General features: G+C 68.1%; 17 protein-coding genes. 11 read left to right on the forward strand and 6 right to left on the reverse strand.

What is annotated here, in order from left to right; translation table 11 throughout:
• Window positions 1-1,931 (reverse strand): M4 family metallopeptidase (locus tag FJV41_RS26495; protein WP_246137424.1); only part of this gene is annotated, 1,931 nt, incomplete at its 3' end.
• Window positions 1,932-2,290: 359 nt separating this feature from the next.
• Here FJV41_RS26495 and FJV41_RS26500 point away from each other — a divergent pair.
• The 5 genes from FJV41_RS26500 (at window position 2,291) to FJV41_RS26520 (ending at window position 8,122) form a co-directional block, all read left to right on the forward strand.
• On the forward strand, window positions 2,291-4,207 hold the full coding sequence (locus tag FJV41_RS26500) for a M4 family metallopeptidase (RefSeq protein WP_246137425.1): 1,917 nt from the start codon (window positions 2,291-2,293) through the stop codon (window positions 4,205-4,207).
• Window positions 4,208-4,388: 181 nt separating this feature from the next.
• A complete protein-coding gene (locus FJV41_RS26505; protein WP_141645344.1) occupies window positions 4,389-5,636 on the forward strand; it encodes an erythromycin esterase family protein in 1,248 nt (415 codons plus the stop codon).
• Between the two features lie 172 nt (window positions 5,637-5,808).
• Entirely contained in the window at window positions 5,809-6,825 is a 1,017-nt protein-coding gene (locus FJV41_RS26510; protein ID WP_141645345.1) for a neprosin family prolyl endopeptidase, read from the forward strand.
• Window positions 6,826-7,031: 206 nt separating this feature from the next.
• Window positions 7,032-7,562 (forward strand): RNA polymerase sigma factor, encoded by a 531-nt coding sequence (locus tag FJV41_RS26515; RefSeq protein ID WP_217445910.1) that lies wholly within the window; start codon window positions 7,032-7,034, stop codon window positions 7,560-7,562.
• A 44-nt stretch (window positions 7,563-7,606) separates the two neighbouring features.
• The gene (locus tag FJV41_RS26520) at window positions 7,607-8,122 is read left to right on the forward strand and encodes a DUF2306 domain-containing protein (RefSeq protein ID WP_141645346.1); all 516 of its coding nucleotides are present in this window, start codon (window positions 7,607-7,609) and stop codon (window positions 8,120-8,122) included.
• 57 nt (window positions 8,123-8,179) lie between these two features.
• Here the strand turns inward: FJV41_RS26520 and FJV41_RS26525 are convergent, their stop codons facing one another.
• Window positions 8,180-8,872, reverse strand: coding sequence for a LytR/AlgR family response regulator transcription factor (locus FJV41_RS26525; RefSeq protein WP_141645347.1), 693 nt, complete (start codon window positions 8,870-8,872; stop codon window positions 8,180-8,182).
• Window positions 8,869-10,563: a histidine kinase gene (locus FJV41_RS26530; RefSeq protein ID WP_141645348.1), complete on the reverse strand. Its 1,695-nt coding sequence runs from the start codon at window positions 10,561-10,563 to the stop codon at window positions 8,869-8,871. The genes FJV41_RS26525 and FJV41_RS26530 overlap by 4 nt, the downstream gene beginning before the upstream one ends.
• Before the next feature lie 134 nt (window positions 10,564-10,697).
• Between FJV41_RS26530 and FJV41_RS26535 the strand changes: the two genes are divergently transcribed.
• Both FJV41_RS26535 and FJV41_RS26540 read left to right on the forward strand, forming a co-directional pair.
• Complete coding sequence (locus tag FJV41_RS26535; protein ID WP_141645349.1) at window positions 10,698-12,104, forward strand: alpha/beta fold hydrolase; 1,407 nt, start codon at window positions 10,698-10,700, stop codon at window positions 12,102-12,104.
• 157 nt (window positions 12,105-12,261) lie between these two features.
• On the forward strand, window positions 12,262-13,245 hold the full coding sequence (locus tag FJV41_RS26540; RefSeq protein ID WP_141645350.1) for an aldo/keto reductase: 984 nt from the start codon (window positions 12,262-12,264) through the stop codon (window positions 13,243-13,245).
• A gap of 135 nt (window positions 13,246-13,380) precedes the next feature.
• Here FJV41_RS26540 and FJV41_RS54655 read toward each other — a convergent pair whose 3' ends face one another.
• Complete coding sequence (locus FJV41_RS54655; protein ID WP_141645351.1) at window positions 13,381-15,867, reverse strand: hypothetical protein; 2,487 nt, start codon at window positions 15,865-15,867, stop codon at window positions 13,381-13,383.
• A 216-nt stretch (window positions 15,868-16,083) separates the two neighbouring features.
• Window positions 16,084-16,971: a LysR family transcriptional regulator gene (locus FJV41_RS26550; RefSeq protein WP_246137426.1), complete on the reverse strand. Its 888-nt coding sequence runs from the start codon at window positions 16,969-16,971 to the stop codon at window positions 16,084-16,086.
• Between the two features lie 110 nt (window positions 16,972-17,081).
• Between FJV41_RS26550 and FJV41_RS26555 the strand changes: the two genes are divergently transcribed.
• From FJV41_RS26555 to FJV41_RS26565, 3 genes are all read left to right on the forward strand, one after another.
• Window positions 17,082-17,903, forward strand: coding sequence for an MBL fold metallo-hydrolase (locus FJV41_RS26555; RefSeq protein WP_181790951.1), 822 nt, complete (start codon window positions 17,082-17,084; stop codon window positions 17,901-17,903).
• A gap of 38 nt (window positions 17,904-17,941) precedes the next feature.
• Entirely contained in the window at window positions 17,942-18,691 is a 750-nt protein-coding gene (locus FJV41_RS26560) for an RNA methyltransferase (RefSeq protein ID WP_141645354.1), read from the forward strand.
• Window positions 18,692-18,802: 111 nt separating this feature from the next.
• On the forward strand, window positions 18,803-19,615 hold the full coding sequence (locus FJV41_RS26565) for a chymotrypsin family serine protease (protein ID WP_220137890.1): 813 nt from the start codon (window positions 18,803-18,805) through the stop codon (window positions 19,613-19,615).
• Window positions 19,616-19,648: 33 nt separating this feature from the next.
• Here FJV41_RS26565 and FJV41_RS26570 read toward each other — a convergent pair whose 3' ends face one another.
• Window positions 19,649-20,113: a hypothetical protein gene (locus FJV41_RS26570; RefSeq protein WP_141645355.1), complete on the reverse strand. Its 465-nt coding sequence runs from the start codon at window positions 20,111-20,113 to the stop codon at window positions 19,649-19,651.
• 136 nt (window positions 20,114-20,249) lie between these two features.
• Between FJV41_RS26570 and FJV41_RS26575 the strand changes: the two genes are divergently transcribed.
• On the forward strand, window positions 20,250-20,774 hold the full coding sequence (locus FJV41_RS26575; RefSeq protein ID WP_141645356.1) for a hypothetical protein: 525 nt from the start codon (window positions 20,250-20,252) through the stop codon (window positions 20,772-20,774).
• Window positions 20,775-20,907 lie beyond the last annotated feature (133 nt).

Here is a 20,907-nt window from a genome sequence, read left to right on the forward strand (position 1 = left end):
GGCCAGGGCCAGGGCCAGCGCCAGGGCGGGCAGAGGGGTGGATCGTCGAACGTGCCGGTCAGGTTGACTCCCGAGAACACTGACCTCCCATAAAGCCCGACATGGTACCTGCCTGCCTGCGGCAGCGTGAACGTGCAGGTCTCGTTGTTGCCGCTGAGGTTCGGACGACAGTGGTAGGTCGTCGTGGTCGGCGGCGCGCCGAATCTGGCGTAGAGGTCCACGTCACCCGTGCCGCCGCTGACCTTGAAGGTCACTTTCGACCTGCCGGCGGGGACATCGAGACTCCAGTGCTGGAAGGAGCCCGCGCTACCCGAAAGGCCGGTCATCGACAGCCAGGGGGTGGGCCCGGGGCCCTCCACTTCAACGCCGATACATACCGCCTTCCAGGCGTTGCTTACCGAGGTGATGGTAGCGGCGTCGTAGCCCAGTTGTGCGGCGGCCTGCTCGGTCGCGGTCTTGGCCGCCTCGAAGTTGGAGCTGGCGATGAGGATGTCCCTGTTGGCCTTGTAGAAGATATTCGCGGCCTTCTCGATGCCGATGCCCGCGACCACCGTCGTCGTCTTCGCGCGTGGGTGCGTGCCGCCCTGAGACAGCAAGTAGAACGCCAGATTGGAGATACCCGAGCTGTAGTGCACATCCACGCCGGAGGAGTAGTCGCTGTAGCAGTCGAGTGAGTCGCCATCCTGTGTGGGATTGGCCATGTATCGCAGGGCGTCGTTCGGGATGTGCGGCGTCCAGATGCCGTCGCCGATCTCCCACGTGTGAGGGCTGACGACCTTGCCGTCGCCGTACCACTCGCAGACCGCACCGAAGATGTCCGACAGGGACTCGTTCAGACCGCCGGACTCACCCGAGTAGATGAGCTCGGACTCGTAGTCGGTCACGGCGTGGGTCAGTTCGTGCGCGGTCAAGTCCAGCGAGTTCGCCAGGTTGCTGGCGTTCACGCCGTCACCGTCGCCATACACCAGTTGCGTGCCGTCCCAGAAGGCGTTCACATAGGCGACACGGTGGTGCACGGTGCTGAGGAGCGCCGCGCCCGCGTTGTCGATGGAGTCACGGCCAAACAGCTCGCTGTAGCAGTCATACACCGTGCCCAGATGGTCGTAGTTGGTGTTGACGACCGGGTCGGGGTGCTCAGCCTGGCCCTCGCCGCGGACCAGCGTACCGGGCAGCGTGGAGGCGTTGTTTCCGTTGTAGATGCGCCGGTTGAGCGCGGAGTGGATGCGCGGATGCACGGCGAGCAATTCGCCATCATGCGCGTCCACATAGACCAGGTCTTTGGAGGGGATGCCCGCGCGCTGGCCTTCGACTTGGACCTGCCATGCCAGATGCATCTCCTCGTCACCTTCGGGACGGAGGAATACCTGCTGCGGGGAACCCACGGCCGTGGCGGGCTCCGCACGCGAACCACGTACCGCCACCTGGGCGGCGTTCTCGGGCGGTATCACGCCCTCTCTCGAAACGCGGCTGCCACCCCGTGCGTTGCCGTTGACCGCGTAGACGGCTCCCTGGGAATCCACGTGGAGCACCAGGGCGCTACCGATGACGGGCAAGCCCCCGTGGAACTGCTGGAAGCGCAAGTGCCGGTGGCCCTGCTCGTCCACGTTCTGCTTGCGGAACACCAGGTCCTCGCCGCGGATGCGGAACTCCGACGCCACGTCATTCAACACTCCACGGACATCCTCCCCCGTGGCCCGTGACTTCTCGGTGAAGACACGCGGGACGCGGCCGAGGTCGCGGCGGACGAAGTAGTGGCCATCTGTCCTGGAGTCGACGTGTGGCCTGGGCGCGGATGCCGGCGCGGTCGCCTCCACGTGCGTGGCCGCCGAGATGGCCATGGCAGGTGGCACCTCTCCGGACGGGGCATCGCACGCCGTGATGCTGGCGCAGAGGCAGGTGGTCCATATGACGTACGCAGAGGGAAACTTCATGGCTTCTCCTTGGCTCTCGCCTCGATGGAGGAACTCCGGGTCGGGTCCGGAGCACCTCCCCATGGCAATCCGACTCCGCCGGACGGCCGCCTTGTCACACGCGCTCTTATCCAACCGATGGCATCCGCCAAGCGTGCTCGAGGCCAGGGGTTTTGGGGATTCCCTAAAACGAGGGAGAGGAGTGTCCAGCGTGTCGTGAGTCTGAAACTCATTGCTCCAATCGCGCGTAGGAAAGACCTCGCAGGACATTGCTGCCCCTCCGCTTCGGTGGTGGATTCCCCCTATTCCTCCGGGTTTTTTGTTTTTGTATCTAATGAACGCGCGTCATCCACATCACCGCATTGCAGAAGGGATAGACCATGATGCGTGGCATCCGCTGGCTCGCCGCATGTTTGTCGTTCTCACTCTCTGGTTGTTCCGCCGGAGATCTCGAGCCCTCCGAGGCCTCACAGCCAGAGCAGAGCGTCCTCACGAGCGATGCCCGCCTCCAGGACATCGCGACGGCGCTGAGCGCGCTCCCCGACGTCCAGGTTCTGGGCTCACACGGTGACGGCGTGCCGTACATGATTCATGGAGAGCTGGGATGGGTGGGCCAGATCCGCGCGGACGTCACGGTCTGGCAGGCCCACGAGTTGGTGACCACGGCACTGGAGCGCATCGCCCCGTCTTTCCGCCTCGACGCGCGCGACCTGGTGCCTCGGCGAATCGCTCGTGACACGCAGGGAGGTACCCATCTCCGGTACTCGCAGACCAAGGACGGCCTGCCGGTGGTCGGTGGTGAGTTGGTGGTGCACCTGGATGCGTCTGGACGGGTGTACGCGGTGAACGGCTCGGCGCGGGATGGGGAGCAGGTCCCCTCCAGGCCCGGCATCGCGCTGGAGGCCGCCCAGCAGGTGGCCTTGCGGAAAACGCCGGGCGCCAGCGCCTTGGAGGGCATGCCTCGCCTCGTTTACGTCCGTGCGACCGCGAAGGACCCGCTGCGGTTGACCTGGGAGGTGCGGGTGACGGGCACCGCCGCCGCTACGCCCCTGCGGGACCGTGTCTACGTGGACGCCTCGGATGCCTCCATCGTCCTGCGCGCGCCGGAGATCCACGACGCGCTCAACCGCAGGGTGTACAGTGCCAACAACGCCACCAGCCTCCCCGGTACGCTCAGGCGCGGCGAGGGGCAGAGCGCCACGGGCGATGCCCACGTGGACGGCAACTTCGACGTGCTGGGAACCACGTACGACTGCTTCAACACACTGTTCGGGCGTGACTCGATTGACAATGCGGGCCACACGCTCACCAGCACCGTGCATTACTCCACCCACTACGTGAATGCCTTCTGGGACGGCACGCAACTGGTGTGCGGCGATGGAGACGGGGTCAACGCCGGGCCGCTGTGCACGGACCTGGATGTGGTGGCCCACGAGCTGACCCACGCGGTGACGGATTTCGAGTCCGGCCTCATCTATACCGGCGAGTCCGGCGCGCTGAACGAGTCCCTGTCGGACATCTTCGCCTCCGTTTGCGAGAGCTGGTCGAACTCGTGGTCCATGGGCCCGGACATCTGGAAGATTGGCGAGGACATCTGGACGCCCGCCACGCCCGATGACGCCCTCCGATACATGAACGACCCGGTCCTGGACGGCGCCTCGCTGGACTACTACGGGGACTACTCGTCCGACACCGACGTGCATTACGCGTCGGGCATCTCGAACCTGGCGTTCAAGCTGCTGGCCACCGGCGGTGTGCATCCGCGCGGGCGCACCCCGACGGAAGTCCCAGGCATTGGCGTAGAGGCCGCTGCTCGCATCTTCTACAAGGCCAGCACCGACTACTTCACCGCCAGCACCACCTTCGAGCAGGCCAAGACCTATACCCAGTTCGCGGCGCAGGACCTCGGCTTCAGCGCGGCCGTGCTGGAGTCCGTGAGCTTGTCCTGGCAGGTCGTGGGCTTCCCTCTCTACTTCCCGACGTTCTGCACGACCCTTCCTCGCTTCAGCGGTACAGTGACGAACCTCAACGGCGCGGTGGGTTCGAACCGGTACTACTGCGCGGACGTCGGCGCATTCACCTCCCCGTACTTTACCCTCGGCGGAGGCACGGGTGACGCGGACCTTTACGTGCGATACGGCGCTGCTCCAACGAAGAGCGTCTACGACTGCCGCTCCTACTCGACGACCAACACCGAGGTGTGTACCGGCACGTCACGGCCCGTACCGGGCAGGTTCTGGGTCATGATCAACGGGTACCGGGCCTACTCCGGCGTGACGTTCAGCTATTCCTTCTGAGCGGTGCGCGGGCAGGGATGGCGGGCGGCTGCCCGCTCCGGGGACAGGGCCATCCCAGACTGAAGACGAGTACGCGGGACTGAAGGCGCGTTCAGTCAGCTGCTGGATGCGTGCGAGGTTGAGGGGAAGGCGCGCCCAGGAGCGTTACACCGCGACATTCCTCCGCATGGAAGGGCCGCGAATGAGATTCCTCCTGCTCCTGCTCTCTTTGTTTCTTTCGAGCTGTGCCTCCCTGGCCCGAGGCGTGGCCGAGCAAGGGGACGCGGTGGCCTCTGATGCCGACCGGATTGTGCGTGACCTCTGCGACAAGCAGCTCGCGCTGCTCGGCGAGGAGTCCCACCACGGCAATGGCAGGAGCATCGCTTTCAAAGCGGAACTGACCCGCAGGCTCGTGGAGGAATGCCAATACGATGCCTTCTTCATCGAGACAGGCATCTATGACTTCCTCCACCTCCAGGTGCTGAGAGAGGCGGGCCAACCCGTCAGCGAGAACCTGGTCGCCACTGCGATTGGTGGGATGTGGGCCAATCAGGAGATGGCGCCCCTGATTCCGTTCCTGTCCGAGCGGCTCAAGGCGGGGACCCTCATCGCGGGTGGGATTGATGATCAGATCAACCGAGGCACCTACGCCCAGCGCGAGATGGCGCGCGAACTCATTCCCTTTCTGGAGGGCCCGAGGCAGGCCGCGTGCGGAGAGGAAATCGAGAGGAACATGTCCTGGAAGTACGACGACGCCCACCCATATACGGCGGAGCACATGAAGTTCATCCTGGGCTGCTGGACGGAGCTGGGGGCGGTGCTCTCCAGGCCCGGAGTGGCTGTGACGCCGAGGGCTCGAGGCCAGTTGCAGATGGTCCGCAGCCTTGAGCGGAACTACACCCGTCAGGTCGCCGCGATGTCCCGGGCTCCGGACGCGTCTGGAGGGACCTGGAGCTGGAGCGATTTCGATGACCGCTCCCGCTCCATGTTCATGAATCTGGAATGGCACCTGGCCCAGTCAGCCAGGCCCCGAAAGGCCATTGTCTGGCTTGCCACCGTTCATGCGGCGAAAGACCTCAAGGGCCTGGATGCGGACACCCGGCACGGGACGTCCTTCGGGTCCTACGTCCAGGAGAAGTTCGGGGCGCGGGCCTTCGTGTTGGGCTTCTCCGCGAGATCCGGGAGCTATTCCATCGGCAGCACCCCTCGCACGAATTCCCTCGCGCCCGCGCGGGACGACTCCCTGGAGGGCTGGGCGTTTTCGGGCCACACCGGGGACACGCGGTATCTGGATGGGAGCCAGCTCCGTGACTTCGGGCCCCGAGTGGCGCGTCCCTTGAACTACGCGTGGATGACGGCTCCCTGGGCCACGGTCATGGATGGGCTGCTCATCTTCCGGGAAGAAGCCCCACCGCGCCCGGTGACCCGGGCGAGCCCAGCGCCGCATTGACCCCACCAGCGAGTCCCGGAGGGGTCAGGGGCGCTCCATCTTCAGTACCACTGTGAGAGTCATTGTCACCCCAGTCATCCAAGGACTGGCGCTCAATCAAAACCGAGACAAGCATGGTGGCGCCGTGCCCCGCTCCTCGACTGGCCCCAGGTCCTGGGGCCCCGGAGTCACCATGCAGCCTCATTCGCTGTTCTCCCGCATCGCTTGTCTATTTTCACTCGTCACCCTGGGTTGTGGCGCTCCTGATGCAAAGGAGCCCGCGGCCCAGGCGGACCAGCCCTCCGCGGTAGGTCACTACCGCTGCATCCCGCTCTCCGCGGAAGCGCTGCGCGTGACGGCACCGTCCACGGCCCTCGTCGTGGGAGACTCACGGCAGGAAGCCCAGGTCACCACGGCCCGGCTCTGCCCCAGCGGGCAGGTGCCCCAGGCGGTGTACAACCCGGCGCCGCCGCGCCCGCTCGCGTCCTGGCTGCCCGCGATGCCCGGCGCGTCCGAAGACAATCGCCCCGTCCATGCGAGCGCCGACTCCATCTACTACGTGGGGGTGTACAAGCCGACGTCAGAGACGGGTTACTCGCTGGGGGTGGGCGCGCGTCTCCAGATCAACAACCCCCAGGTTGCCCACACCTTGGACCAGGCCAGCACGGTGGTGTCGATGGTCCGGGGCGCCAGCACGTCGATTGTCGCGACGGGCTACCGCAAGTTCCAGACGTCGTATCCCACCCTGCTCGTCGGCCACACGGTGGGAGGCGTCTTCCAGCACGTCACGGGCTGGGTGCAGGTCCACCCGAGCTACTACCCGGGAATGGACCTGAGCGGCTACATCGGCGCGAAGCCCCGTTTCTTCGTCCTCTATTCGGGAACCGACTGGTGGGTGTATTTCAATGATGCCTGGGTGGGCTACTTCCCCGGCTCACGGTGGGGCGGCGCCTTCACGTCGGGCGACATGGCCCACTGGTACGGTGAGGTGTTCGACGCGGGTGCGCGCCTGCCGCCGGTGACGGACATGGGCAACGGCCTGTTCCCACCGAACGCGGCCTCCGGCGCCATCGACGAGATGTGCACCCACTCGGGCACCAACTGCTACAGCATTGGTGCCGGGCAGACGTATGTCTCCAACGCCGCGTACTACGGCCTGTACTACCCGGGCCTCTCGAACCTCCGTTACGGCGGAAACGGCGGCGGGTAGCCTCCGCTCGGAAGCTTGGGACACGGGCGGGTCCTCGCTCTGGGGGCATCGCCCGGTGTGTAGATTCAATGGGTTGACGCGCCGCTCGGGCATCGGGCGGCGCGGTCGCGAGAAAATCGTCGAGGTCGCGAATCCGTTCGTCGGGTGCCCGCCTCTTAGTGGGCAAGGCAGGGCATTTTCCCCGCCGCTGTCTTCCAGGGACTCGCATGGCCGCCGCCCACCCGTTGACCGCTGCTCCCGACGCGATGCTGCTCGCGGCCCATGCGGGTGATCGCGACGCGATGCTCCGCCTCCTCCAGGTGCTCCAGCCCAACCTCAGGCGGTACGCGCAGCAGCGCTGCTTCATCAGCGACATCGACGACGCGGTCCAGGAGTCGCTGCTCTTGCTGGCTCGCCACCTGGGCTCGGTCCGGAAGCTGGCGTCCCTGTCGGGCTGGTTGTTCCGCATCGTTCAACGCGAGTGCCGCCGCCTGGGACGAGTGGCCCTCAAGCAGGACCCCTACGAGGAGGCGCTCGTCGACCAGTGGATGGTCTCGCACACGCCGGACTCCGCTCGGCTCGATGTGGCCTCGGCGCTGGAGTCATTGCCCCCGCACTACCTCGAGGTTGTCCTGTTGCGCGACTTCGAGGAGCTGTCCATCCGCGAAATCTCGGAGCGCCTGGGCGAGGACGTGCCCGCCGTGAAGAGCCGGCTGCACCGGGCCCGCGCCATGGTGCGCGAGTACCTGCTGGCCTGACCTTTCATCCCCGCCTCATCGACATCCGAAGAAGGAGACCCGTCATGGCCAATCCCATGTCCACCCTCGGCATCATCCACACCGTGCTCAGCCTTCCCCCCATCGTCTTCGGTGTCTGGGGCTTCCTTCGCGACGGACGCATCGACCCTGGCACCCGCGTGGGCAGGCTGTATCTGCTCGGCATGCTGGCGTCGATTCTCACGTCGTTCGGTCTCTCCAGCACGGGCGGCTTCAACCCCGGCCATGGACTGGGCCTGCTCGCGCTCGTGCTCATGGCGGTGGGCGTCGTCGCCTCGCGCGTGGGGGGATTCGGTCGCGCCACGCCCTACGTGCAGACGCTGTCGCTGTCCGCCAGCTTCATGGTGCTGCTGGTGCCCGGCATCAACGAGACGTTGACGCGCCTTCCCGCGGGCCAGCCCATCGCCAGCAGTCCGGAGTCGCCGCCCGTGCAGACCGCCCTGCTCGTGCTGGTGGCCTTCTTCTTCCTCGGTGCCACGTACCAGGTGCTGAAGCTGCGGGCGCTCGCGCGAAGGCTCCCGGTGGTCGGCTCGGCGGCGTGACGCGTGCTTCGCCTGGGTCATTCCCCCTGCCGCCGTCGCGGGAATGGGTGACGGCGCCTACGCCTCCAGCCGCTTGCGCAGCACTCCAACACGGCTGCGGCCCACAGGCAGTCGGGTGCCGTCTCGCAGCTCCACCGAGGTGCGCGAGCCCTCCGTGGAGATGAGCTCGCGGATGTCTGTCACTCGGATGAGATAGGAGCGGTGGATGCGGAAGAAGTCGGCGGGGAGCAGTTGCTCGAGCCGCTCCAGGCTCTTCTCGCTCAGCTCGGTGCCGCCTCCACGCAGGACCAGCTCGGTGTAGTCGCCAGCGCCCTGGATGTACGCGACGGAGTCCAGGGGCACGAGGACCACGCCTCCGCCCTTCCTCACCGCGAGAGCGCGCAGGGGAGTGGCCGCGCGGCTTCCCACTCGGGCGAGCGCGAGGGCGAGCCGCTCCGGCGTGTATGGCTTGGGCACGAAGTCCAGCACCCCCAGCTCGAAGGCGCGCAGCGCCTGGTCTGTGTTCGCGGACACCACCACTGTCTGGAACGCGCCCGCGGCCACCTCCTCGAGCAGCGCGAAGCCGTCTTCCCCCGAGAGGTTCAGGTCCAGCAGCAGTACGTCCACGGTGCGCTCGGCCAGCAGCTCGCGTGCCTCGTCCAGACTCGCGCACACGCGCGGGGGCGGAGCGTCCGGCCCCAGCTGCTGCTCGCACAGCCGGGCGAGACGGCGCGCCGCCAGTGGCTCGTCCTCCACGATGAGCAGTCTCACGCCGGCACCTCCACCCGCGTCCTCCAGCCCGCATCCGTGGGCCCATCCTCGAGCCTCCACGCGCCAGGGAAGGCCTCCTCCAGACGCGCGCGCAGGTAGCGCGAGCCGGTGCCCTCACCACCCCCCGGGCGCGTCCCCGTGCCCGGAGGCGCGAGGAAGACGTAACGCCGACGGGGCCCCGTGCCTTCGGCGACGAGGCTGCTTTCGAGTCGGAAGGTGTGGGGCGAGACATAGCGGTTGTGACTGAAGGCGTTCTCCAAGAGCGTGTGCAGCAGGGCAGGGGGGACGGGGGCCGACAGGTCCACGCCCTCGGTCTCCAACTGGAAGGCCGTGCCCTGTCGGCAGCCCATGACCTCCAGATGGGCGCGACACAACTCCAACTCGCGAGCGAGCGGGATGGTGCGCTCACCGGAGACGGCGAGCAGATGCCGGTACACCGCGCCCAGGGCCTCGATGAAGCGCACGGCCTGCGCGGGCTCCGTCTCCACCCACTCGCTCAGCGCGCCCAGCGTGTTCATCAGGAAGTGCGGCTGCAGGCTGCGCTTGAGCAACTCCAGTTGCAGGCGCTCCGCGGCGCGCGTCGCACTCTCGAACCGCTCCTGCTGATGGCGCTGCCGCCGGGCATGTATCGCAGTGAGGCAGACCAGGAGCCCTCCGAAGGCGACGAAGAAGCCGCGCTCGGAGAAGCCCCAGGGTTCCAACAGGTAGAGCGTCCCGGCGAAACAGAGCCCCGCCAGCGCGCCCAGGGCTCCCCCCGGTTCCCCTCTCCGCCACGCGCGCACGGCGAGCGCCGTGGAGACGACGAGCGAGGCCCCGAGCGCCACGCTGTTCTTGGCATCGAAGCCCGGAACGAAGACGAGCGCGAGCAGCCCCAGTCCCAGTCCCACCCACCGCAGCCAGCGGAGTGGCTCGCCGAAGGCCGCGTGGACGGTCGCTGGCAGCAGCGCCGCCACCGCCAGCACGGCCGCCGCCTGCAGTCGCAGCCGCAGCGCATGCTGTGGGTAGGGATAGTTGGCGAGCCCGCGCCACGACTCCATCAGGACGAGCGCCGCGGCGGCGAGGCACAGCACGCCGAGCAGGAGCGTGGCGAGCCCACCGTGAGCGAGCCGCACGCGCACGAGGTGGTAGAGCCCCATCAGCACCAGCGCGCCCAGCATGCAAAGGGCTGGCACCAGTCCGAGCATCCGCATCTGAGCGAGTGACGCGGCCTCGCCCACCTGCATGTAGTGGACGGTGCCCACGGGCTGGAAGCCGAGTCGATGCGCGGAGATGCGCATCGTCAGCACGTGAGGGCCGGGCGCGCTGAGTCCGGTCGGAAGCGGGAGCAGGGCATCGACCCGTCCTGGTACCTCCTCCGAGGGCGTCCGCCCCACCTGTCCGTTGCGGCCCAGCAGCCCGCCGTCCCACCACGCCTCCCATGACCCGAGCACCGACAGGGCGAGGGCAGGTGTCGGGGCTCCGGCTTCACGCGGGGGCACGTCCACCTGCGTGCGCAGCCAATAGGGGCCCGTCCCCTCGTTCACCTGGTCGGCCGCCACCGTGCGCCAGCCCCGTGCGTCTCCGGAGAGCGCGACCTCCGGGGAGAGATCCTCCGTGTTCACCTGCACCAGTCCCTGCCGCGCGGAGGGCAGCGCGGCCGAAGCGGTGAGCGAGAGCGCGAAGCATCCCGCGAAGAGGGCGGAGGACATCATGGGCCTCAACATACGCGGCCTGGCGCCGCCCCACGCGCATTCCGGCGACACCGCGAGACGTTGGGCGACCGGCACCCCACGTGCCGTGCAGGCCACCGCATTCTCCTCCCTGAAGCCCTTCTCGGAGGAACGCCATGCGTGCCGTGCTCCTGCTTGCCCTCATCCTTCCGTTGTCCCTCGCTCAGGCCCAGGGCCTCCAGCTGCAGCCCCACACCTTCCAGGCCCACGACGGTCGCACCGTTCAGGCGGAGCTGGGCACCCTCACCGTGCCCCTGCGCCATGCCCACCCCGAGGGCCCGGGCTTGCCCCTGCGCTTCGTGCGCTTCAAGAGCACGAGCCCCTCGCCCGGGGCGCCCATCGTCTACCTCGCGGGTGGCCCTGGCGGCTCCGGTATCGAGGCCGCACGGTATGGCCGCTTCGATCTGTTCCTCGCCTTGCGCGAGGTGGCCGACGTCATCGCGCTGGACCAGCGCGGCACCGGCCAGTCGAACCCCCATCCCGAGTTGAAGCAGTCGTGGGCCATCCCGCTCGATCAGCGCATGGACGAGGCGCTGCTCACCTCCACGGTGAAGAAGGCCGCCGCGGAGGCGAGCCGGACCTGGACCGCGGCCGGCGTGGACCTGGGGGCCTTCACCACGGTGGAGAACGCCGACGACCTGGAGATGCTGCGCAAGGCGCTGGGCGCGCCGAAGCTCAACCTCTGGGGCATCAGCTACGGCACCCACCTGGGCCTCGCCTACGTGCGGCGCCACGCGGAGCGGGTGGACCACATCATCCTCGCGGGCATCGAGGGGCCTGATGACACCTGGAAGCGGCCTGCCCACGCGGAGGCGCTGCTCGGGCGCTGGGAGGCCGTGTTGCGCGCCGAGGGTGAGCGCGGGCCCGGCCTGAAGGCACGGCTGGCGAAGCTGTTGAAGTCGTTGCGGAGCAAGCCGCTCACGGTGGAGTTCACGGACGAGGAGAAGGGTGACCGCCGCACCTGGAAGGTCAGCCCCTTCGACCTTCAGTGCCTCGCCTTCGAATCCCTGCGGGACCCGGCCACCTTCCGGCGCTTCCTCCCCCTGCTTACGGCGTTGGAGTCCGGGAACCATGAGGCGATGGCGCCCTTCGCGGGCAGGCTTCGCGAAGGCTTGCTGCGTCCCATGTCGCTCGCGATGGACGCGGCCTCCGGTGTGAGCCCGGCGCGACGCGCCCTCATCGAGCGGGAGGCGGCGAAGGCGGTGCTCGGTGGCAGCGTCAACCCGGGCGCCCTGCTGGCGGAGGATGTGGCCGGCGTGAGCGACCTGGGAGAGTCCTTCCGTGGCCCTCTCAAGGCCGACGTGCCCGTGCTCCTCATCAGCGGCACCCTGGATGGGCGCACGAGCCCTGACAACGCGGAGGCCCTGCGCCCCGGACTCTCCCGGGCCGTGCACCTGGTGCTGGAGGGCGCGGGACACGACGGCCTCTTCCAGTCGGACCCGCGCATCCTCGAGCGGATGAAGTCCTTCCTGAAGGGTGAAGCGCTCCGCGACGAGCGCATGGAGATCAAGGCGAAGCCCTGAACTCTCCCGCTCGCCCCGCGTTCGTGTGGGGGACGGGCCGCCGCCTCGCGCTCGTCGAGGAGGCGGCCCGACCTCCGCCTGTCGCCGGGCCGGTGCACCGCTCTTGCACCGGCCGCACCTTCAGCGCGCAACGGCACTCGAACGCGGAGGCAGGACGATGAAGCAGCGCAAGCTGGGTCGGCAAGGGCTGGTGGTCTCGGAGCTGGGGCTCGGGTGCATGGGGATGAGCGAGTTCTACGGCGCCGGGGACGAGGCGGAGTCCCTGCGCACCATCTACCGCGCCCTCGAATTGGGCATCACCTTCCTCGACACCGCGGACATGTACGGGCCCTTCACCAACGAGGAACTCGTGGGCCGCGCCATTCGAGGCCACCGCGAGCAGGTGGTGCTGGCCACGAAGTTCGCCAACGTGCGTGGCGCCAAGGGCGAGTTCCTGGGCATCCGTGGCGACCCGGCCTATGTGAAACAGGCGTGCGAGGCCTCGCTCAAGCGCCTGGGCGTCGACCACATCGACCTCTACTACCAGCACCGCGTGGACCCGAAGGTGCCCATCGAGGACACGGTCGGCGCGATGGCGGAGCTCGTGCGCGCGGGCAAGGTTCGCTACCTCGGTCTGTCCGAGGCCGCGCCCGAGACGATTCGCAAGGCGCACGCCGTCCACCCCATCTCGGCGCTGCAGACCGAGTACTCCCTGTGGACGCGCGACGTGGAGGAGGACGGCGTACTCGCCACGGTGCGCGAGCTGGGCATCGGCTTCGTCTCCTACAGTCCACTGGGCCGAGGCTTCCTCACCGGCCAGTACAAGCGCTTCGAGGACCTGCCCGCGGACGACTTCCGACGACAGAACCCGCGCTTCCAGGGAGACAACTTCCAGAAGAACCTGGACCTCGTGCAGCGCGTGGAGCAGCTCGCGAAGCAGAAGGGCGTGACGTCCGCGCAGCTCGCGCTCGCGTGGGTGATGTCCCGAGGCCCGGACGTGGTGCCCATCCCCGGCACCAAGCGCGTGAAGTACCTCGAGCAGAACGCGGGGGCCGCGCGCGTGGAACTCACGGGCGCGGACCTCGCCCAGCTCGACTCGGTGTTCCCGGTGGGAGCGGCGACGGGGCTTCGCTACCTGGACATGAGCAGCGTGCACCGCTGACGCGTTCGCACGAAGGCGCTCATCGGCGCTGGGGCGCCCTGGAAGTCACGGGCGATGGGATGCCCGCATGACGCCGTGAATGGCTCCGGGGTGGCGCGGCTTGCGCGAAGAATGGCAAGCCGCGCCCGTCCGGCATCAGGGCACGGTGGTGCGCCGGCGCAGATGCGCCACGCCCACGGAGGGGATGCGGCGCGCGTCGCGTCCGGCCTCGGCGATGAAACCTCCCAACCAGATACCGTCGGGTGTCAGCGCCACGGCATCGACGCTGATGGCGTTGACGCCCCCTCCAATGGGCAGCAACCGTTCGCCATTGAAGACATACGCATGGGTGGGGCCCCCGCCTTCGGGAATGATGGTGCCCACGGCGACGAGGTCGCTCCCGCTGGGGACGAGCTTCCGGAAGCTATGGACACCGCCCCGGCTCTCGTTCATGGGCGGCGGCAGCCCGTTTTCAGCCGTCGCCAACTCCACCCAGGCGGTACCGTCCCAGTGTCCGAGTGTGATGCGGTCTGGCACGGGCAGGCCCTCCGGCCCCAATTCCATGTTGGTGCTCGCGAAGATGCCGCGCTCCCCGTAGGCGACGGTGATGACGGAGGTGCTCAGGCCTTCGCCCAGGGGCTCGAAGGCGGTGCCGTTCCAGTGGACGATGCGCCGCGCCGCCAATGTGCCCACGTGCGTGAACTCCCCCGCGGCGACGAAGGCGGGGTGGTCGGGGTCCTCGTTCTCGGGACGAAGGGCCAGCGCGGACACGGGGCTGTCGAAGCCGTCCGCCACCAGCACGAAACGCTCGCCATCCCAGCGGACCACGCGCCCGGTGGTGTCCAGCAGGGTCGACAGCCAGGGGCGTCCGAGCGAGTCCAGGGTCATGTCGAAGATGAAGCCGTGTGCGCTCAGGTCTCCGAGTGACCGCCACGCTTCCCCGGTCCACGTGAGCACGTGCGACTGGAGGGCGTTCCAGTCAGTACACGAGACATAGATGTCGCCCCGGGCATTCACAGCCAGGTCCGAGCACTCCATCTCCGGCAGTGCCGCCAGCGGCTTCCAGCCCGCGTCACTGAATTGCAGCACGGTGCGCGGAACCGCCTCGCCACCCGCATGGGAGATTTCGCCCAGGATGTGGACGGTGCACTGGGGGCCTCCCGTCGCCATCACATCGGGTCGCCCGCTCAGTCCGTCGCCGGACTCGCCGCCCTCGGTCCGCCACTGGCCGTCTTCGTAGGAGACGAGGCTCTGGGATGCCGCGCCGTTGACGCTGGGGAAGGTGCCCGCGACATAGAGGCGCTCACCGTCGAGCAGGAATCGCTGGATGGGAACTTCCCACAGGGGGAAGGCGGAAGGGCCCTCGTCGCCACAGTAGAGCGGCGCGAACCAGACGGTCCGGTTGGGCAGCGTGGCATTGGGCCACGGCTCCCATCCGGTGGTGGGCGACCACTGCGCCAGGGCATTCGCGGGGATGGCCTTGGGGTCGTTCCAGGCATGGCCGTTGACGTGGGAGAAGCATCCACCCACGTGAAGCTTGCCGTCGTTGAACACCAGGTCCGTCACGACGCCGGGGAACTGTCCGGTGCTGACGCCTTTGTTGAGCATCTCCCACGCGGTGCCATTCCAGCGGGCGATGGAGCCCACGCCATCCATGCTGAAGTCGTAGGCGAACGTGCCACCCGCATAGGGCGTCCCGTCGTCTCCGAGCGCGAGCGCGAAGACGCCGTTGCCGATCAGAGGGAGGTCGTACGCCTCCCACGTGCTCCCATTCCACCGGGCGACCATGTTGCTGGAGATGCCACCCACCTGGGAGAAGCCGCCGCCCACCCAGACGTCATCACCGTCGACGAGCAGCTCGTAGACGGGGCCATTGGCGGGGCCTCCGGTGGGGAACCGCCAGGTGCTCCCATCCCAGATGGCCAGGCCGATGGCCCCGTTCTCCGCGAGCTGGAACTGCCCCGCGACCCAGAGCTCTCCCTTGATGAAGGCCATGGTGCGAACCAGGCCGTCGAACCTGCCGATGACGCGAACACCTTCGGGCGTCGCGAGCCACACCTCACCCGAGCGCGCGCCGAACGTGTCGTTCGTCGCCAGGGCGAGCGTGGTGTCGTCCTTCGCAGCGACTGAAGAGAAGCCCGCGCCGGGAAGCCCTTGCTCCCATGTTCTCTGGAGGGGTTGCCACTTTCCGTCGTGGCGCTGGATGAGTGGAGGCGTGGCCTGCGTGCCGAGCCAGCGGAAGTACCCGGCGGCGACGAGGTCGCCCGAGGGCGTCTTCGCGAAGTCATACACATGGGGCACATGGCCATCCATGCCGGAGACGCCCGCGATGGAGAAGCGGGGGTCCCATTCTCCGTTCTGGAGGACGTCCGTCACCGTCGGCGCGCAGGAGGTCCCCGCATCGGGTTCACCTCCGCCCGCATCGGGCTGGCCTGCGTCAGGAGTGCCGGAGTCAGGCTCGCCAGCATCCGCGGGGCCCGCATCCGGACGAGGGCCTCCGCCAGAGTCGGGGATGCCAGCGTCAACAGGGCCCGCATCGGGCGTGGGCTTCGGCGGGTCATCACTACAAGCGGTGAAGAGGAGTGCCACGACGAGGAGCAGGGAAACACGATGCGTCCAGGAGTTGATCAGGGGTGTGCGCATAGGGGGTCACACACGACTGCAATTGCCGGACCTTTTCTCGTCTCATGATGTTTCAAGTATTTCAGATGACTTCGAGCGACGCCGTCGCACCGAGCGCCTCGAACCCCTGAGGTTCTCTCAGGAATTTGAGGCTCTCGGTGCGCCTGAGTCCGTCATCGGAGACACACGGACAGCGCGTACCCACATCGGCCCTTCATCAGGAACGGTGTCGAGGCCTCAGCGTCCCGGGGGGCCCGCCTTCGCGAGCAGCTCCACGAAAGAGGTGAGGTGGGGTGTGGGGCGCACGGCGCGGGGCCACACGGCGTGCCAGTGCCTGCGCAGTCCCTTGCGTGTCACACGCACCGCGACCAGCGTCCCGCGTGAGAGCTCCGGGGCCACCGCCCAGCGGGCCAGCACCGCGATGCCGAGCCCGGCCTTGGTCAACTCGACGAGCGCCTCGGTCAGCTCCAGGTGGGACACGCGCGCGGGGGAGACGCCGGCGGGAGTGAGCACCTGTTGGAACAAGGTGCTCTCGGTGAGAGGGATGCTGTAGAGCAGCACGTGCTCGCGCGCGAAGTCGGCGGCTTGCAGGACGCTGCGGCTCGCCAGGGGATGCTCTGGTGCCATGACGGCGACGAGCTCGTCCTCGAAGAGGGGCGCATGCGCGAGGCGACGGTGCCGCGTCGGCGCGCTGACGATGCCCAGGTCCAGCGTCCCCGCCAGCAGCGCCTCCACCGGGCGGCGCGTGGCCTCCACCGCGATGCGCACCTCCACCTGGGGATGGCGGGTGGAGAACCGCCGGAGGACCGCCGGCAGCCAGTGGTAGGCCGTGTAGCACTCCGTGGCGAGCCGGAGGATGCCCTGCGACGTGTGCGCGAGCCGTGCAACGTCCGCTTCGGCGGCTTCCACCTCGGCCATCACCTTGCGTGCGGCTTCGAGGACGCGTTGGCCGGGGCCGGTGAGCACCATGCGTCGGCCCTCGCGCTGGAACAGCTCGGTGCCCAGCCGCTCTTCCACGTCGCGGAGTTGGTGGCTCAGCGCGGGCTGGGACAGGTGCAGCACGCGCGCCGCCGCCGTCACCGAGCCGGTGTCCACCACGGCCGCCACCAGTCGAAGGTGTCTCACGTCCAGGGTCATCCATTCGATTCTCGCATGGATGGATGCGGAGGATGCGTTGGACGCATGGAGGAAACTTCGGGAGAACCCACGCCTGCTCGCTGACGAGAGGTGCCGGGATGGGCTTGAAGACGCTGCGGTTGGCCCCTGAGGTCTGGGTCGTCACGGGGGAGGCATACGACTCGAATGCCACGCTGTTCCTCCGGGAGAGTGAGGTGCTGATGGTGGACGCGCTCGCGAGCCGGGCGGACGCGGAGGCGCTCCGGGAGTGGGTGGCTGGCTCACTGCGGGCCCAGGTGCGGCAGGTGGTCTGCACGCATGGCTTCAGCGACCACCTGGCGGGGCTCCAGGCGTTCCCGGAGGCGTCGGTGTGGGCTCACGCGCGGTTCGAGGAGACCTTTCGCCTGGAGCGCTTCCGCTCGGACGAGGAGACGGGCTTCTACCGTGCGCCGGACCGGTGCGTGGACGCGCCGTTGTCGCTGGAGTGGGGACGGTACACGCTGGACGTGTTCCCGAATCCCGGGCACACGGCGAGCACGCTGAACCTCGACGTCCCCGCGTTGGACGTGTTGCTCAGCGCGGACATCGCGGTGGGGAACATGGCCTACGTCGCGTATGGCGAGCCGGCCGACATCGATGCCGCGCTGGCCCGGGCCGAGGCGAGGGGGCGCACGAGGGTCATCCAGGGGCACGGCGGGGTGTCCTCCGCGCGCACGCTGGGGGCCGCGCGACACTACCTGCGGGCGCTGGAGGCGGCCGTGCGCGAGACGCGGGGCGTGCCGGAGCGTGTCCGCGCGATTCCGCTCGGAGCCTGTCTTCCGGAGGACGTGGAGGGAGGCGACTTCGAGGCGTTCTTCCACCGGAGGAACCTGGACGAGGTGCTCTCTCGGGGGCTGTGGTCCGCGTCGCCCCCGGGGGAGAGGCCAGGACGGAGCGGATGAGCGCGACGGGGGCTGTGCGCGGCCAGTAAGGTGGCTGCATGGCTCTCACCTCCCACCTGCGCGTCGTGCTGCACCAGACGCAGGGCCCGGACAATCTCGGCGCCGTGGCGCGCCTGGCTGCGAACTTTGGCGTGGCGGAGCTCGTGCTCTCCGATCCTCAACTGCAGGAGATGGACGGCGCCCGGCGCATGGCGGTGCACGCCGGCCATGTCCTGGAGGCCGCGCGAATCGTTCCCACCCTGCCCGAGGCGCTGGAGGACGTGGTGCTCGCGGTGGGGACCACTTCGCGGCAGAACCTGCGCGGCATGCCCACCCTCTCTCCCGAGGATGCGGTGGCGCTGCTGGCGCTGCACTCGCAGCGGGGGAAGGTGGCCCTGGTGCTCGGGGGCGAGAAGCGCGGCATGTCCGATGAGGACCTCAGCCACTGCCAGCAGGCGCTCGTCATTCCCACGCGGCCCGAGCAGCCCTCCATGAACCTGGCGCAGGCGGCGGCGGTCCTCCTGTACCTCTGTGCGCGCGAGCAGGTGGAGGTGGCGTCACCGGGCGCGGTGGAGGGCGCGCCGCTGCGGCTGGTGCAGGCGCTTCAGTCCTGGATGCGATTGGTCCTCCTGGAGGTGGGGTTCCTCAATCGGCAGGGACCGGATGCACTGCTCGCGGAGATGACCCACTCGCTCACCCGCTCGGCCTTGACGAGGCGGGAGGTGGAGCTGTGGCTGACCGCCTTCAAGCAAATCTCGCGTCTCGTGGTGGGCCCGATGGCGCGTCCGGAATCCGACAAGAAGGGCTGAGGCGTGCGGAGGACTCCAGGTCCACGAGCACTGCCCGGGGGCCGTCGTCATCCAGGACGGGTGGGTGGTGTACGGTGCCCGCGGGATTCAGCCCTGGAGCGAAGGAGCGATATGCGCATCACTCGGATGGCCGTCGTGTTGTTGTCCACCCTCGCTGTCCTCTCCTTGGTGGGAGGGGCGGGTGAAGCCGTTGCCCAGACGAGCCCCAAGCTCGTCGCCAATGGCATGAAGATCATCTTCAACCCGGCCTATCCGGAGGCCTTCTGCACAATGGGCCCGGTCGGAACCGACAGCTATGGCAACCGGGTCGGCATCACCGCGGGACACTGCCTCGACGGTGGCGACACCTACGAAGGTGTCCTGATTCCCTATGGTCTGGCGCCCATCTACGACGCCAACGACGTGGCGTTTGGTCCCATCGGATACATGCGATTCATCAAGCCGAAGGCACTCCAGCCGTTTCTGGACTACGCCATCCTCCAGTTCGTCGAGGACGTGCAGCTCTCGGCCCAGGGCCCGCATCTCAAAATCACCGGGGTGCTCGTGATCGAAGGCAGCCGGGAGAACCTGCTGGGTGCCGCCTGGTTCAACAACAACGAGCTGGTGACGTCGGCGCCGTCCGGCACCTACTACGGCCGTATCACCAACAACAGCAATGGTCTGTACCAGTGCTGGGCCCAGCACGCGGCCGGCGACTCGGGAGGCCCTGTCATCTGGCATGTTCCGGGGAGCGCGTACCCGTCGTCGTCGAACAACTTCCAGTCCGAGGGTCCGTGGGCCGGCATCACCACCCGTCGGTCGATTGCCATTCCGCCGTACGTCTACACCTCATCGGCCAACATCCTGAAGGACCTCCGCCTGCGGGACGCGGCCAGCGGGTTCGACGGCACGGTGATGGGGGCGGGATTCCAGACGACGCCCTGAGCGGAGTGTGTCGCGGCTTCGTTCCTGGGGCCGTCACTCGCGCAGCCAGGCGAGGATGACGTCCTTGTCGCCCGTCGCCAGCATGTATGGCGTGCCTGGGGCGATGACGCCCTTGCGGGCCGCGACACCTTCCACCGCGTCCTGCGCGTGGGTGAGCTGCACGCCGGCTCCACCTCCGCCGAGAACGAGGGGCGCACCCATCTTGAGGTCGAGCACCACCACCTGGCGCCGCGCGGGTCGCGGCTCCGCCATGTCCACGACGACGAAGTCACCCGCGAAGCGGCGTTGGTCGCAGCGGAAGACCCACAGGTTCGGCTTGCGGCCGAGCAGCTCTCGCGCGAAGGGCTTCTCGTCACTCTTCATGGCGTAGCGCTCGGAGAGCAGGCTGGCGGTGGAGAGCGGATAGCCCTCCTCTTTAGCGAGGAGCAGCGCCCACGGATTGGCGAGCCGGAGCTGCGACAGCAAGACGGGCAGGACGATGGGAGGCTCGCGAGGCATGGGTGGGCGTGCTCGACGGGCGGGGTTGCTCGTGTCGGACAGTCATTCAAACACGTCGCGGCGCCCCTGGGTTCCAGCGCGCCCCCTGGCTCTGGTAAGGGGACGCGGTTGTCAAACCACACCCTGGAGTCTTCGCATGTCCCGAATTTCCCGCCACGCGCTCGTGCTCGCCCTGATGCTCACTTCCACCTCTGCTCTCGCGGGTTCGCAGTGGGTGCAGGCGCGCACGGTGCTCAACACGTGCGGCTACTTCAGCACCTCCCAGGCGGAAATCACCCTCACGTACCGCAACGATGACCTGCCCTGGGGGACGAGCGTGGTCCTCATCTACGGCTGGGGCGGGAGCACCGGCCCCACCAGCACGTTCGACTGGGCTCCGGCGCCGCAGACCGTCGAGGCGCCGGCGGTGGCTCCGTACCACTGGGGCACCACGGTGACGGGTGTCATCCGCGCGCGGTCGTCCACGCAGTACACGAGCATCAACTACGTCTGGAAGGTGGTCCTCCCGGATGGTCAGGAGTTCTACGAGAAGGGCAATGGCTCCACCTACGGCTACTACGCCGCGGACTTCTCGCAGGTGCCCATGCCGTGCACCAACACCGCTGGCAGCTTCATCGGAACTCCGACTCCGCTGATCATCACCACCGTCGTCAAGAACTGACGGTCCTTCCGAGCACGGGCGTCCCGTGCATGGCGAGGATGGCCCCTCACCCGTCGGTCATCGATGGGGAAGGGGCCATCGGCGCAACTCCCGTCCTTCGCGCCGAAGAAATGGGCGATAGGCTGCGCCTGAT

Source organism: Myxococcus llanfairpwllgwyngyllgogerychwyrndrobwllllantysiliogogogochensis (assembly GCF_006636215.1).
GTDB classification, from domain to species: Bacteria; Myxococcota; Myxococcia; order Myxococcales; family Myxococcaceae; genus Myxococcus; species Myxococcus llanfairpwllgwyngyllgogerychwyrndrobwllllantysiliogogogochensis.